This window comes from Actinokineospora globicatena (assembly GCF_024171945.1).
Lineage (GTDB): Bacteria > Actinomycetota > Actinomycetes > Mycobacteriales > Pseudonocardiaceae > Actinokineospora > Actinokineospora globicatena.
In genome coordinates this window covers 98,591-112,680 of the sequence record NZ_JAMTCR010000003.1, presented here as the reverse complement: position 1 = coordinate 112,680, position 14,090 = coordinate 98,591, and the positions used below count along the sequence as shown (strand labels likewise).

Below are 14,090 nucleotides of genomic sequence, written 5' to 3'. Positions count from 1 at the left end.
AATCTGTCCCGTGACAAGCCGTCGGCGACATCCCGGATGGCGAGTGGCCGTGGGGATCGGCGTGGCGTTGCTGGTGGGAGCTGTTGTGCTGGTCTCGCTGCCCGATTCACCGGAGGTCGGCACGGTGCCGAGGACGCCCCCCGAGCCGGGACTCGCGGCTCGCGTGCACGACTTCGCCACAGCGCTGCGGGAGAACGCGCCGTACCGGCCGCCCGGCGACGCGCAGCGCGAGGCGCTCACCGGCGCGTTGGCGCAGTTGGGCCGGGGTGCGGGCGGGGCTGACGCGGCCTCCGAGGTGGCCGAGACCCGGGAGGCGTTGACCCCCTTGGGTTTTTCCGTCGATGTGGGAGTGGACACACGAACCGGCAGGTCCTATGCGGTGGTGGCCAGCGAACCCAACGCAGAGCGCGGCTGGGGCCTGTACGTGGTGGACCTGTCGGCCCCGACGCGGTACGCCATCCAGGTCCCCCACCCCGCCAACGACCTGGGCACCGACGCGCTCGGCGTGGAGCTGTTCCGCCGCCTGCCCGGCGCCGTCCTGTCGGTGTCCGGCACGCACCGGCGAGTGGCCAACGGGGCGGGCGACGTCGCGCACCGGGAGGATTCGATGTTCAGCGCCGTCGCCGAGGCGCACTCGCGGGCGAAAGTGCCGCAGGTGCAGCTGCACGGGTTCGACGACGCGAGCTTCCCCTCGGCGGACGTCGTGCTCTCACCAGGTGCGACGGATTCGCTGTGGCCCGCGTCGGCAATCGCGGACGGAGTGGACGGAACCGGCAGTTCCGGCAATTCCCGCGAGAAGACCGGCGGGCCCGAACTGGACGTGTGCCGGGCGTGGGAGCGCGCGTGCGGTGACCTGGAAGGACGGCGCAACGTGCAGGGCATCGCGGCCGCGCGCGAGGGCGCGCCGTTCGCCCACATCGAGGTCAACCGGACCACCCGGGACGACCCGGAGCGGTGGGGCGAGCTGGTCCGGGTGATCGAGAACACCCTGCGCGAGCGGTGATCGGTGGCGACCACCCCGGTGGGCTAACGTACGCCGCGACCTGGCGACGGGTAGTGATCAACTGGGGTTGAGCCGCCGGTCGCACCTTCTATTCAGTGAAAGGACCGCGCGTGGGTCTCGTGGCGACCTTGCGACACCGGTGGCCGTTCGTGGCCATCCCGGTGGTGGTGCTGGCGACGGCGGCGGTGGTGGTGCGCGCGGTGAGCGGCACCGACTGCGCCGACGACTGCCTGCGCCCCGCGGGCAGCGGCGCCATCGCGGTGTCGCTGCGGGTCGTCGGCGAGACCGGGGAGCCGGTGTCCGGCGCGCGGGTCGCGGTGCACGCGCCGGTCGCGCGGCCGGTCGAACTGTCCACCGACGACTCCGGCGAGGCCCGCGCGCCCGTGCTGTCCGGCCCGGCGATGGCCGTGGTCAGCGCCGAGGGGCACCTCAGCGAGCCGGTGCCGCTGGGGTGGTCCGACAACGGCAAGGTCGTCACCGTGCGGCTGCTCGACCGCCGCAACCGGGTCGTGGTGCACTCCGCGGGCGACGTCATGTTCGGCAGGCGGTACTCGGCGCCGCCGGAGAAGACGGGCGAGCAGGACGAACCGCTGATCCCGGACAACGACGCCGCGGCGGGCGCCGAGGACGTCGTCGCCGCCGTCGCGCCCGCGTTCGCCGCCGCCGACCTGCGCACGGTGAACCTGGAGACGGTGGTCTCGGACCGGGCGATCGAGAGCGCGTACCCGGGCAAGCGCAACATCCTCAAGTCCGCCAAGCAGACCGTCGCCGGGTTGCGAGCGCTGTCCACCGACGTCGCGGTGATGGCCAACAACCACACCCGCGACCTGCTCGACGCCGGGATCGCCGACACGCGAGCCGCGTTGAAGGACGCCGGGATCGCCGCGGTCGGGGCGGGCGCCGACGAGACCGAGGCCGCGGCGCCGCACCAGCGGCAGATCAACGGCGCGGGCGTCGCGGTGCTGGCGTACACCAGCCTGGAGGGGTCGTTCGTCAACAAGAGCCTGCCCGCCGCGTCGGTCAAGCCGCCCGCGAACCTCCCGCCGGAGGACAAGTGGCAGTACGAGGAGCGGTCGTGGGGGTTCCCCGAGGCCGGGATCCCGGTGGCGCCCCGGCGCATCCGCGAGGCGTGGGACCGGTTCAGCGCGGCCGAGGGCAAGCTGGACGCGGGTCGGGTCGCGGCGCTGTGGGCGTCGCTGGAGAAGGCCTACCCGCAGGTGCAGGACCTGGTGGCCCGGCGCGGGCACGGCGGCGCCGCGCTGTGGGACGACACGACCTCGGCGCGCCAGATCCAGCAGGCCGCGGCGACCAACTCGGTGGTCATGGTCCAGGTCCACTCCGGGTTCGAGCTGCAGGACGCGGCGTCGGACTCGATCCGGGAGATCTCCCGGGCCGCCATCGACGCGGGCGCGGACATCGTGGTCGCCCACCACCCGCACCAGCTGCAGGGGGTGGAGTGGTACAAGGGCAAGCTGATCGCCTACAGCCTGGGCAACTTCGTGTTCGACCAGAACTTCTTCGCCTCCTTCGCCAGCGCGTTCCTGCGCACCGTGTGGGAGGGCGACCGGCTCCTCGAGGCGCGGCTGTTCCCGCTGGAGATCGTCGACTACAAGCCGACCCCGGTGACGGACTCCGCGGCGCGGTCGGTGCTGACCGGCGTGTGGGAGCGCGGGCTGCTGCCGTTGGAGAGCTACCGCACCAGTTCCGGGGACGTGCGGACGCGACCGTACACACCGGACTCGGACACGAAACCCGCGCAGATCGTCATCTCGCGGCACACCGGCGAGATCGTGTCGGAGCCGCGCCAGGAGAGCCCGCAGCGCGCGGAGTTGGCTCCACGGCAGGTGGTTGACCTGCCTGCGCCGGTGGGTCCGGGCACGTTGGTCAAACCGGGCGCGGAGAAGGGCGTCGACGTCGGGCGCGACCTGTACCGGTGGGGGCGGTTCGAGGACGAGACAGCGGACGGCGCGGTCAGCGAGGCGGTCCACTGGAGCATCGACAGCAAGCGCGAGGGTGCCCGGTCGGAGAGCGCGGCCGAAGGTCTACGCGGGTTGCGCCTGGAAGCCAAGGACGGCGACGGGGTCCGCAGCAGGCCGGTGTCCCGAATCGCGTTGCCCCGGCACCGCGCGTACCGGGAAGACCGCGGCAAGATCGTGTCCACCGACCCGGACCCGTCCTACTCCCTGACCGCCCGAGTCCGCCGCTCCCCCGGCGCGACCGCCGAACTCCGCCTCGACATCTACCACTTCGACGACGGCCGACTGTCCGAGGACCCGACGTCGGAGGTGGTCGCCACCTTGGTCAAGCCACTCGACTTGCCTGATGACGGTCAGTGGCACCAGGTCGTGGTGGACCTACCGTTGTCCGAACTGGACAGTGGCTCGGCGCAGGGCAACATGGTGCTGCCCTACCTGCGGCTCGACGCGCCCCCCGCGGGCCAGGCAACCTGGCTGGACATCGACGACTTCCGCGTCATCGAATGGCGCGACGCCACAGGCATGTCGAAGACGTACGGCCCCTACACCGTGGCCCGCAACACAGCCAACGTCTCCCTCACCCTGCCGTACACAGTCCTCGACTCAACAGCCCGCTAACCCTCACCGGTCAGGCTCTCCACCGCCGCCTCGCGTACCTCGTCGTCCGGGTCGTCGGCCAACCTGCGCAGCAGGGTGACGGCGGCGCGGCCCCGGTAGCGGGCGAGCACCCCCGCCAGTGCCGTCCGGACCTTCGGGCTCGGGTGGTCGGCGAGGTACGCCACGTCCTCGGGCGCCCCCCGCGACCGGAACCCCAGGTACCACAGCACGTCCACGATCTCGTCCACGGCGACCGCCGCCGCCAGCCGATCCATCAGCTCCGGCTTGCTCGGCATGACCCAGTCGTCCCCGAACCGCGCCCGGATCCCCACCGCCCCGTAGGCCCCCACCGGCAGGCACGCCATGCACGAACACGGCACCTTCCCGTGCGCGTCGGGCTCGTACCGCCACCCGGTCACCTGCCGCACGTGCCGAACCCGGTGGATCTCCGCCCGCCCGATCGCCCGCGGCACCACCACCTGGTACCCCCGAGCGTCCTCCCGCGCCCGCACCACCGCGATCGCCTGAGCCGCACTCATCTCCCGCTCCGGCCGTTGTAGTGCCCCACCAGCACCACCTGGTCATCCGGCACCCGGAAGTCCACCGCAACATAGGTCCACTGCCCGCTCCACCGCCGCACCTCCCGCAACCACTGGTGCGACACCACGTACGGCACCATCGCGGGCAAGCAGAACACCCGCCGCCCCCGGATCCCCGCCCGCCGCACCCCCGCCACATTCTTCTCCGCCGTCAAATGCGTGAACAGCGCCATCCCACCCTCCCACCCCGAGTCATACCGGCCCCCCCCGAGTCATTCCACCCTCCCACCCTGAGTCATCCCACCCTCCCACCCTGAGCCATACCGACCTCCCGCCCGCAGTATCACCCACCTGTCGAACCGATATCGCCGGTCAGTGGCCGTGGGGTTGGGTGGCGCCGTGGGCGGCTTCGTGGAGGTCGATCTCGGTGATGAGGTGGCGGGCGGTGTCCTCGGGGAGGCGCCGTTCGGCCACGGCTTTGCCGAGGGCGAGACGTTGGGAGTCGAAGGTGTCGGTGGGGTTGGGGTGGTGGGGGACCTGGGCGAGGATGTGGCGGCCGAGGGTGAGGTCGTTGGCGTGGGCGGCGTGCTCGGCGGTGAGGTCGAAGGTGAGCTTGCGGGCGAGCCAGCTGATGGTGGTGCCCTGGATGAGCAGGGTGCCGAGGGTGACGATGAGGGCGATGGTCTGGATCTCGTTGCGGCCGGGGAACGGGGTGCCCTCGTGGGTGAGCTCGGGGATGGCCGCGGCGGCCGCGAGGGTGAGGATGCCGCGCATGCCGGTCCAGCCGACGAGGGCGGTCTCCTTGGTCGTCGGGGGCGGGAGTGGTTCGCCGCCGCGGCGGGCCTTGCGGATGGCGCGGGCGCGCTGGAAGCGGGGGTCGCGGGCGGCGCGGCGTTCGGCTCGGCGGTAGTGCAGGGTCCACCGGCCGAAGAGCCCGAACACGGCCACGATCCGGAACACGATGGCCACCACGAGCAGCACCCCGGCGGCGACCAGGGTGCGGACGAGCCCGGTCTCCTCGGTCGCGGCGAGGTCGGTGAGCACGAACTTGAGCTGCAGCCCGATGTAGGCGAACACGAACGTCTCCAGCAGGAAGTCCATCACCCGCCAGACGCTGTCCTCCTGCAGCCGGGTGCGGTGCCCACCGGGGTACTGGTGCTTGGGGTCGAGCGCGAGGTTGATGCTCATCGAGAACGCGGCCGCGACCACGGCGAGGATGCCGGACGCGTGCGCCACCTCGGCGGTCAGGAAGGCGGTGAACGGCAGCAGCAGCGTCAGCGCGGTCTCCAGCGTCGGGTTGCCCAGCCGCTTGCGGATCACCAGCGCGACCCCGGCGAACACGGCCCCGATGCCCAGGCCGATGGTGGCGTTGCGGACGAACTCGCCGAACCCGCCCAGCCACGTCGCGTGCGCGCCGTTGACCGCCGCCACCGCGATGCTGAACAGGGTCAGCGCGGTCGCGTCGTTGACCAGGCTCTCGCCGGTGAGGATCGACGTGACCCGCTTCGGCAGGCCCATCTCGTCGCCGTGCGAGACCGTGGTGATGGTGTCCGGCGGCGCGAGCACCGACCCGAGTACGAACGCGGCGGCCAACCCGATGGACGGCAGCAGCAGCGACGAGAGCCAGCCGAGCACCCCGGCGGTGAGCACGACGGTGACGACACCCAGGTAGGTGATAGCCCGGAGGTTGGCGCCGAACGCGGCCAGTGACGCCCCTCGGGTCGCCGAGTACAGCAGCGGCGGGATCACCAGCGCGAGGATCAGCTCGCTGTCCAGCTCCAGCCGCGGCACCCCCGGGATGAACGACGCCCCGGCGGCGAGCACCACGATCATCCACCCCGGCTCCACCCGGTGCTTGCGCGCCAACGCGGTGACCACGATGCCGACCCCGACGATCAACAGCAGTTGCACGCCATTCACCCGGCCACTCTAGGACGTGCCCCGACCCGGCCGCACCGCGACGAGTAATGGCCGTCTGACCGAGTGGGTGAAGTCGACTGGCGACAGTGTTAAGGGGATTGCCGCCGCCCCCGCAGGGAACCACCGTGGTCCGAGGTACGCGATCACCACGGAGAGGACTCACCCATGCCCAGCGCTCGCCCAGCCCTCGCGGCGGTCGTCGCCCTCGTCGGGTTCCTGTTCCCCGCCGCACCAGCGCAGGTCGCGCTCGTCGAGCCGACCTGCAACGTCAACGTCCAGCTCAGCTTCAGCCCCGCCCTCACCGCCACCCAGACCACCGCCTCGGTGACCGGTGTCGCGAACGTGGTGAACTGCCTGTCCCCCAGCGGGAACTACTCGAACCTCCAGTCCGGCACCGTCAGCGACGCCACCGGATCAGTCGTCAGCCTCGGCGGCGTGCCCTGCAACCTCCTGGCCACCATCACCGGCCGAGCCACCATCGACTGGGCGCCGACAGGTGGTCACACCACGTTCGACTTCACCGTCAACACCAACCCCCTCAACGGCCTCGTCACGTTGCAGACCAAGCAAACCAGCGGCCCGCTGACCGGCACCACCTCCCTGACCGTCGGCGCCGCCAACCCGAACCTCGGCTGCGCTCTGGGCGGCCTGTCCAGCCTCACCGTCCCGATCGGACAGACAACATTCCTCTGACCGTCGGCGAAATCCCACAGCCGCAGAAGCACGCGACACAAAGGACAGACAACGCCCGGGGACTCGCCCGCCAGGTGGCTATGTGGTGAACTCGGCGGTGGTCGTGGTGCCGGGGAGGGCGGGGGTGCCCCGGTCGACGTGCACGACGTCGGCGACGGCGTGGATGATCTTCAGGCCGCGGCCGCGCAGCGGGACCGGGGAGGGCTCCGGGGTCGGGGTCCGCCACTGGCCACGGTCCGCGACCGAGATACGCACGGTCGTGGTCCCCGCGAGGGTGAGGGCGGTGAGCACCACGGGACCGGGGGTGGTGTCGCGGTAAGCGTGCTCGACGCTGTTGGCGACGGCCTCGTCGACGGCGAGCAGGATGTCCTCGCCGCGGCTGTCGAGCAGGTGGCGGGCGGTGAGCCAGGCGCGCAGCGCGGCCCGGAAGACGGGGACGTCCTCGGTCACCGCCGTGATCTCGACGCGCAGGGACGAGGCGCTCAGGGTCGAGCCGCCGGGCGCCGGTGTCCTGGCCGCGGGATCAGCCGCGGCGGAGTCGTCAAGCACGTCATCCTCCCCGCTGGCACCCTAGCGCCCCCGGCGGTACCCGGCACGGTGATCGATTCGTGCCCGGTCGGGACGGGGCCCGCGAGCAGGCCGGGGTCAGTTCGGGAGGGTGACCGTGGCGCCGAAGAACTCATCGACCTTGCCGACGGCGTCCAGGAACTCGTCGAGGTCGGCGGGCTTGGTGATGTAGGCGTTCGCGTAGAGGCTGTAGCTGCTCAGGATGTCCTCCTGGGCCGCCGAGGTGGTCAGCACGACCACCGGGATCGCGGTGAGCGCCGGGTCGGCCTTGACCTCGGCGAGCACCTCGCGGCCGTCCATCCGGGGCATGTTGAGGTCGAGCAGGATGAGGTCCGGTCTCGGCGCGTCGGCGTACCCCTCGGCGCGGCGCAGGAACGCCACCGCCTCGATGCCGTCGTTGACCACGTGCAACCGGGTGGCCGGGCCGCGCTGCTCGAACGCCTCCCGCACCATGATCACGTCGCCCTCGTCGTCCTCGACCAGCAGCACGTCGATCACCGGCGGCGCGGGCTCGGTCGACGCGCCGCGCGAGGTCATCGAGTCGTCCATGGGCACTCCTCCACACCGTGCGGTCGAGCGCACCGGGCGCGGTCGACACCCGGTGATCGTGTCATGCCCCAGCGCCACGCCGCACCGACCCACGGGCACCATTCGGGGCACGCCCCAGGGTACGCATATCGGCTTAATGGGACTTTCACCCGCCGGAGTTCCTCGATGGTCGAACAGGGCCGCCCACCTGGGATGTCCGGGAACCGCGAGGCGTCCGCGCGCGACTACTGCCTCAGGTCCCCTGTCCCGGTAAGAGGTGTTCGATGTCCGCTCCCCCGCTCGACGACGTGAGTACTCGCGAGACCCCGGCTGCCACCCGCTGGTCGGTGGTCCCCCTGCTGCGCCGGTTGCACTTCTACGCCGGGATCCTCGTGGCCCCGTTCCTGGTCGTGGCCGCCACCTCGGGCCTGTTGTACGCGTTCACACCGCAGATCGACGACCTGCTCCACGGGGACGTGCTGACCGCCGCCTCGACAGGTGCGCCGCGACCGCTGGCGGAGCAGGTGTCCGCGGCTCAGGCGGCGGTGCCGGATGGGACGGTCACAGGGGTCCTGGTCGGCGAGGCGGACGCGACGACGCAGGTTGTGTTCTCCGCACCAGGGCTGGCCGAGGAGCACTCGACGACGGTGTACGTCGACCCATCCAGCGCGCGGGTGCAGGGCCGGTTGACGACCTGGTTCGGGTCCACTCCGGTCACCACGTGGCTCGACGGACTGCACCGGAACCTGAACCTGGGCGAGACCGGCAGGCTGTACTCGGAACTCGCCGCGAGCTGGCTGTGGGTGATCTCCCTGGCGGGCGTCGTGCTGTGGCTGGCCCGGCAGCGCAAGGCGCGTCGGCGGACGCTCGTGGTGCCGGAGAAGGGCGCCAAGGGCGTGCGGCGGACGCGGTCGTGGCACGCGACCTTGGGCATGTGGACACTCATCGGCGCGCTTTTCCTGTCCGCGACCGGGTTGACGTGGTCGACGTACGCCGGGGAGAACTTCGCGGCGGCGCTCACGGCGTTGAACGCCAAGGCACCGACGCTGGACACCGAGCTGTCCGGGCACGGGGACCACGGTGGAGGCGGCACGGCACCCTCGGATCCGGCGACGTTCGACCGGGTCCTCGGCTCGGCCCGGGCCGCGGGCTTGGACGGACCGGTGCAGATCACGGCGTCCAGCGATGCCGCGTGGACGGTCGCCCAGGTGGACAACACGTGGCCGGTTCGGCTGGACAAGGTCGCCGTGGACCCGAGTACCGCTGCTGTCACGGCTCGCGCCGACTTCGCGGATCGGCCGTTGTTGGCCAAGCTGTCGTCTTACGGTATCCAGGCCCACATGGGACGGCTGTTCGGCATCGCCAACCAGATCGCGCTGTTCCTCCTGGCAGGCGCGATCCTGGCGCTCATCGTCCTCGGCTACCGCATGTGGTGGCAACGCCGCCCCACCCGCTCCGACCGCCGAGCCCCCGCAGGCACCGCCCCGCAACGCGGCGCCTGGCAACAACTCCCCCTTTGGTTCCTCGTCCCCGCACCTCTAGTCCTTATTGCCATCGGCTGGGCCATCCCCCTACTCGGCCTCAGCCTCATCGCCTTCCTCATCCTCGACGCCACCATCGGCGCGTGGCGACGACGGACGACCAAGCGGCCGGAGGCCCTGACTACGACTGACTAGACCACAATGGACTCCAGGGCGGTCGTTGGCGACCGCCCCGGAGTCGTTTCGCTGAATGGTCCGGACGCCGTCTACCCGAGGAGACGGGATGCTCGAGGTGGACACATCCGTCCACAACTACGCTGTTGCAGCGTTCCTGGCCCGCTCAAGTGCGAGGACGCCACAGCCACGGGGCCCGAACGTCTGCGATCAAGCGATGATGACGACGCCGCGGTCGCGGATGCGGTCCCAGGTGGTGACGGGGAGGTCGGCGAGGACGATGGCGTCGTCGATGGTGGTGAAGGTGCCTCGGAGGGCGATGAGGCGGTTGGCTTCCTCGGTGGTGAGGCCGCAGGTGTCGGCGATCAGGGGGGCGGGGGCGGTTGCCAGGTCGACCAGGCCGCCGTCGTCGTAGGCGCGGGGGAGGTCGGGGCGGCCGATGTGGAGTTCGCGGGCCATCAAGGGGTCCGCGGAGATCAGTTTCCGGGCTTCCTCACGGCGGGCCCGCGCGGCCAGCACCTGGGCGACAGCGGGATCCGGTGCCGGACCGGGGCGGACCTTCGACGGGAGGCCGTAGGCCTCGCGCCGCAGCGGGGCGATCTGGGCGCAAGCCGCGATGGCGGTCGCGATCGCCACCAAGGCAAGGATTCCTTGGATCGGCGCGGCGGCGACTGTCTTGCCCTGGGGCATGAAGTAGAGGATCACGGCGTCCACCACCGCGTAGACGGCCACCCACGCCCACACCGAGCGGCGGCGCAGTCGGGTCGCGACGTGCACGAAGGGCACCACGGCGAACAGCCCCAGCGAGGCGATGATCACGACGAAGTACCACAGCCCGCCGAGTCGCCGCAGGACAGTGGGGGACGCGCTGGAACTGGTCATGGGGTCTCTTCCGGCCGACGATGATCTCCCCCTGCATCGCCGAGGTCCGGGAAGCGTTACCGGCGGGGACCCGGGAGCCTGGTCCGGGCCCCCGCCGGTACCGTGCTCGACCTACTTCGCGGACTGCTCGAGCGCCACGAGGGCGGCGGCGAGCGCGAAGTACTTGTTGGCGCCCAGGTCGCGGACGGTCTTGCTGCCGAAGGCGGCGTCCAGCTTCTCCGTCGAGAGTCGATCGATACGGCGTCACCCTATCGGGGATCGACCGCGCCTCCGCACCTGCGGATCGCTTTTCCCGTAACCTCTCCAGGTGACTGGGCACATCGAACGAATCGCCACCGAGACCTGCGAACCCGCGCTCCGGCCGTTGCCCGAGCAGGTGGTCGACCTGCTGATCGGCGCCCACGCCTCGCCGCGGCTGGTGGCGCACCTGCGGGCCGTGCACGACGTGGCCTGGCTCCTGATCGACTGGGTCGCCGCGAGCTACCCGACCGCCGGTGTCGACCGGGACGCCGTGGCGTTCGGGGCCGCCACGCACGACATCGGCAAGGCGGAGCACCCCGAGGAGCTCTCCGGGCCGGGCTCCGCGCACGAACCGGCCGGGTACGCGTTGCTGCTGCGCGCCGGTGTCGCCGAGGACCTGGCCCGGTTCGCCCGGGACCACGCGTCGTGGCACGCCGAGTCCACTCTCGACGACCTGCTGGTGACCCTCGCCGACAAGGTGTGGAAGGGCAAGCGGGTCGACGACCTGGAGCGGCTCGTCATCGAGCGGCTCGCGGGCGCCAGCGGGCAACAGCCGTGGGAGGCGTTCATGGCGCTCGACGACGAACTCCGGCGGATCGCCGACGACGCGGACCGCCGATTGGCCTACCAGGCGGCTCACCCCGTCGCGTGAGGCGCGAATACCAATGGCGACCGGCGCGGTCTCCACTCCGAATGGGTGATCTCAGCGCGTGGAACGAGAATCGGCGCCGAAGTGACGATCTTCCGGCAATGCGGGCGTCATAACCGCTGGGCAGCGCGGCGGGAAGTGTTAAACAGTGGGAAGTGGGAACGGTGTTTAGGGAATTCGCGCCGTATTCCTGTCAGGCTTTTCCCGAGGCCCCACTCGGAGGGCCGATGACGGGAAGGCACACCCCATGTCTGCTCGATTCCGCGCGAAACTCGCCGTCGCCGCGGTGGCCGCGGCGGCCACCGCCACCGCGCTCGCCAGCCCTGCCGCTGCCGCTGAGGGCCAGGTCAGGGCCGCGTCCGGCACCGCGGTGTCCGGTTCGTACGTCGTGGTGTTCAAGGACGGCACCGTGCACGCGGCGGCCGCCGACCACGCGGCCCGCTACGGCGGAACTGTCCACCACACCTATTCCTCGGTGTTGTCCGGCTACTCCGCCTCGTTGTCCGAGCGGGCCGCGCGGCGAATCGCGGCCGACCCGGCGGTGGCCTATGTGGCGCAGGACGAGGTGGTGACCGTGCAGGCCACCCAGGCGAACCCGACCTGGGGTCTGGACCGGATCGACCAGCGGAACCTGCCGTTGAGCAAGAGCTACACCTACCCGGACAACGGCGGCAGCGGCGTCACCGCGTACGTCGTGGACACCGGTGTGCGGATCAGCCACTCCGAGTTCGGCGGCCGCGCCCGCAACGGGTTCGACGCGGTCGACAACGACAACGTCGCCCAGGACGGCCACGGGCACGGCACGCACGTCGCGGGCATCGTCGGCGGCCGCACCTACGGCGTCGCGAAGCAGGTCAGCATCGTCGCGGTGCGCGTGCTCGGTGACAACGGCAGCGGCAGCATCTCCGGTGTCGTCGCGGGCATCGACTGGGTCGCCAAGGACGCGGCGGGCAAGAAGGCCGTGGCGAACCTGAGCCTCGGCGGCGGCACCAACTCGACCGTCGACACCGCGGTGCAGAAGGCGGTCCGCGCCGGTGTCACCTTCGTGGTGGCGGCGGGCAACTCCAACGCCGACGCCTCCGGCTTCTCCCCGGCCCGCGTCCCCGAGGCGATCACCGTCGCCGCCTCCGACAGCTCCGACCGCCGGGCGAGCTTCTCCAACTTCGGCAACGGCGTCGACATCTTCGGCCCCGGCGTCGACATCAAGTCCGCGTGGCGCACCTCCGACACCGCCACCCAGACCGTCAGCGGCACCTCCCAGGCCACCCCGCACGTCGCCGGTGCCGCGGCCCTCTACCTGACCACCCGCACCGCCACCCCCGCCCAGGTCCGCGACGCCCTGGTCGCCAACGCCACCAAGAACAAGATCACCGACCCGAAGAGCCCCAACAACCTCGTCTACACCGGAGCCTGATCCCCACACCCGCACCCGTCCCGGCTCACCGGGGCGGGTACGGTCCGGTGTGGCCGGGCGAGGATCACGCAGGCGACCAGCGCGAAGGCCAGCAGGGCGGCGCACACCATGGTGGCCTGGATGAACGCGTCCCGTGGAGCGCCCGCCCGTAGGTACACGCCGGACACGGCGGTGAGGCAGACGGCGGCCGCGACTCGTTGGGACATCTGCAGAATCCCGCCCGCCACACCGGCGGCCTCCGCAGGTGCCTCGTGCAGTACGCGGGCCTGGTTCGGCGACAACGCGAGTCCGTTGGCGACGCCCCAGAACAGCTGTACCAGCGCCAAGACCACTGGCAGCGCCGCTACCGGCACCGACGCGGCAGCAAGAGCCCCGGCCAGCAAGGCGATGATTCCCAACCCAGTACCGAGGGTCACCGCGTGCGCCCCGATCCGACGAGCCACCCGCCAAGCGATAGCGGAGGCAGCGATCATGGCGACCGCCGACGGGACCGTGACGGCAGCGGCGGTCAGCGCCGACATACCGAGTCCACTTTGGAGGAACAGCACGAGCACCAGGCTGGCCGCCATCGCCGAGCCGAACTGGGCCATCGCGATCGCCGTTCCCAGGACGTACAGCGCGGACCGGGTCAGCGCGGGGTGGACCAGCGGCACCTCACCCGACCGCACCCGCCGACGGTGCAGGACCACCAGCGTCCCAGCCGACCCGAGCGCGACCGTCACCCACACCGCGACGTGCGTGCCGGTGATGAACGGCATCATCAGCGCCACCGTCAGCGCGCCCACGCACACCAGTCCCCAGCCGTCCAACCGCCCCGGCCGCACCGCCCGGGCCCGGGGAAGCCGCCGCGCCGCCAACCACAGCGTCACCAGCCCGCACGGCACGCTCAGCAGCAGGCACCACCGCCACCCAGCGCCTGGCCCGGCGATCGACACCAACACCCCGCCCAACGCAGGCCCCAACGCACCGGACACCCCGGCGACGACCGCGTACATCCCCAGCGCACGGGTCCGGCCCACCCCCTGGAAGACGTCCTGGATCGTCCCGATGACCTGCGAGTTCACCAACCCCGCGCCCGCCCCCTGCACCAACCGGGCGACGATCACCGTGGCCGCGTTCGCCCCGGTAGCGGCAACCACCGCACACAGCACAAACGTGGCCAACCCGATCAGGAACAGCCCCTTACGCCCACGCGCGTCCCCCAGGCTGCCCCCGGGAACCAGCGCTAGCCCAAACGTCAGCGAGTACCCGGACACGATCCACTGCACGTCAGTGCTACCGGCGCCCAACGACTCCCGCAGCGACGGCAACGCGATCGTCAGCACCGACTGGTCCACCAGGGTCGTCACCCCCGCCGCCAAGCACACGACCAGCACCCGCCACGACACCCGATCATCCGCTGTGCGCACGCCCCCCATGCTCACAGA

At 71.3% G+C, this 14,090-nt stretch carries 13 protein-coding genes; 6 read left to right on the top strand and 7 right to left on the bottom strand.

What is annotated here, in order from left to right:
- Positions 1 to 61 precede the first annotated feature (61 nt).
- Together LV79_RS13930 and LV79_RS13925 are read left to right on the top strand one after the other, a co-directional pair.
- Complete coding sequence (locus tag LV79_RS13930) at positions 62 to 1,003, top strand: hypothetical protein (protein WP_253836309.1); 942 nt, start codon at positions 62 to 64, stop codon at positions 1,001 to 1,003.
- 110 nt (positions 1,004 to 1,113) lie between these two features.
- Entirely contained in the window at positions 1,114 to 3,597 is a 2,484-nt protein-coding gene (locus tag LV79_RS13925; RefSeq protein WP_253836307.1) for a CapA family protein, read from the top strand.
- Here LV79_RS13925 and LV79_RS33860 read toward each other — a convergent pair.
- From LV79_RS33860 to LV79_RS13910, 3 genes are all read right to left on the bottom strand, one after another.
- A complete protein-coding gene (locus tag LV79_RS33860) occupies positions 3,594 to 4,115 on the bottom strand; it encodes a HEAT repeat domain-containing protein (protein WP_285470203.1) in 522 nt (173 codons plus the stop codon). The two genes, LV79_RS13925 and LV79_RS33860, sit on opposite strands and share 4 nt — an antisense overlap.
- Positions 4,112 to 4,348 carry a hypothetical protein gene (locus tag LV79_RS13915; RefSeq protein ID WP_253838583.1) on the bottom strand — a complete coding sequence of 79 codons (237 nt, stop codon included), beginning with the start codon at positions 4,346 to 4,348 and terminating at the stop codon, positions 4,112 to 4,114. Before LV79_RS13915 ends, LV79_RS33860 begins: the two co-directional genes overlap by 4 nt.
- A gap of 139 nt (positions 4,349 to 4,487) precedes the next feature.
- The gene (locus LV79_RS13910; RefSeq protein ID WP_253836299.1) at positions 4,488 to 6,035 is read right to left on the bottom strand and encodes a cation:proton antiporter; all 1,548 of its coding nucleotides are present in this window, start codon (positions 6,033 to 6,035) and stop codon (positions 4,488 to 4,490) included.
- Positions 6,036 to 6,200: 165 nt separating this feature from the next.
- Here LV79_RS13910 and LV79_RS13905 point away from each other — a divergent pair, with 165 nt between their 5' ends.
- Positions 6,201 to 6,728: a hypothetical protein gene (locus tag LV79_RS13905; protein WP_253836297.1), complete on the top strand. Its 528-nt coding sequence runs from the start codon at positions 6,201 to 6,203 to the stop codon at positions 6,726 to 6,728.
- A gap of 78 nt (positions 6,729 to 6,806) precedes the next feature.
- Here LV79_RS13905 and LV79_RS13900 read toward each other — a convergent pair whose 3' ends face one another.
- Together LV79_RS13900 and LV79_RS13895 are read right to left on the bottom strand one after the other, a co-directional pair.
- Positions 6,807 to 7,277, bottom strand: a complete 471-nt coding sequence (locus tag LV79_RS13900) for an ATP-binding protein (protein ID WP_253836295.1) — start codon at positions 7,275 to 7,277, stop codon at positions 6,807 to 6,809.
- A 96-nt stretch (positions 7,278 to 7,373) separates the two neighbouring features.
- Entirely contained in the window at positions 7,374 to 7,844 is a 471-nt protein-coding gene (locus LV79_RS13895; protein ID WP_253836293.1) for a response regulator, read from the bottom strand.
- Between the two features lie 263 nt (positions 7,845 to 8,107).
- Between LV79_RS13895 and LV79_RS13890 the strand changes: the two genes are divergently transcribed.
- Positions 8,108 to 9,499 (top strand): PepSY-associated TM helix domain-containing protein, encoded by a 1,392-nt coding sequence (locus LV79_RS13890; RefSeq protein ID WP_253836291.1) that lies wholly within the window; start codon positions 8,108 to 8,110, stop codon positions 9,497 to 9,499.
- A 189-nt stretch (positions 9,500 to 9,688) separates the two neighbouring features.
- Here the strand turns inward: LV79_RS13890 and LV79_RS13885 are convergent, their stop codons facing one another.
- Complete coding sequence (locus LV79_RS13885; RefSeq protein ID WP_253836289.1) at positions 9,689 to 10,360, bottom strand: hypothetical protein; 672 nt, start codon at positions 10,358 to 10,360, stop codon at positions 9,689 to 9,691.
- Positions 10,361 to 10,667: 307 nt separating this feature from the next.
- Between LV79_RS13885 and LV79_RS13880 the strand changes: the two genes are divergently transcribed.
- Complete coding sequence (locus LV79_RS13880; RefSeq protein ID WP_253836287.1) at positions 10,668 to 11,252, top strand: HD domain-containing protein; 585 nt, start codon at positions 10,668 to 10,670, stop codon at positions 11,250 to 11,252.
- A 244-nt stretch (positions 11,253 to 11,496) separates the two neighbouring features.
- Positions 11,497 to 12,663 carry a S8 family peptidase gene (locus LV79_RS13875; RefSeq protein WP_253836284.1) on the top strand — a complete coding sequence of 389 codons (1,167 nt, stop codon included), beginning with the start codon at positions 11,497 to 11,499 and terminating at the stop codon, positions 12,661 to 12,663.
- Here the strand turns inward: LV79_RS13875 and LV79_RS13870 are convergent.
- Positions 12,648 to 14,072 carry an MFS transporter gene (locus LV79_RS13870; RefSeq protein ID WP_253836283.1) on the bottom strand — a complete coding sequence of 475 codons (1,425 nt, stop codon included), beginning with the start codon at positions 14,070 to 14,072 and terminating at the stop codon, positions 12,648 to 12,650. The genes LV79_RS13875 and LV79_RS13870 overlap by 16 nt on opposite strands.
- Positions 14,073 to 14,090: the final 18 nt, after the last annotated feature.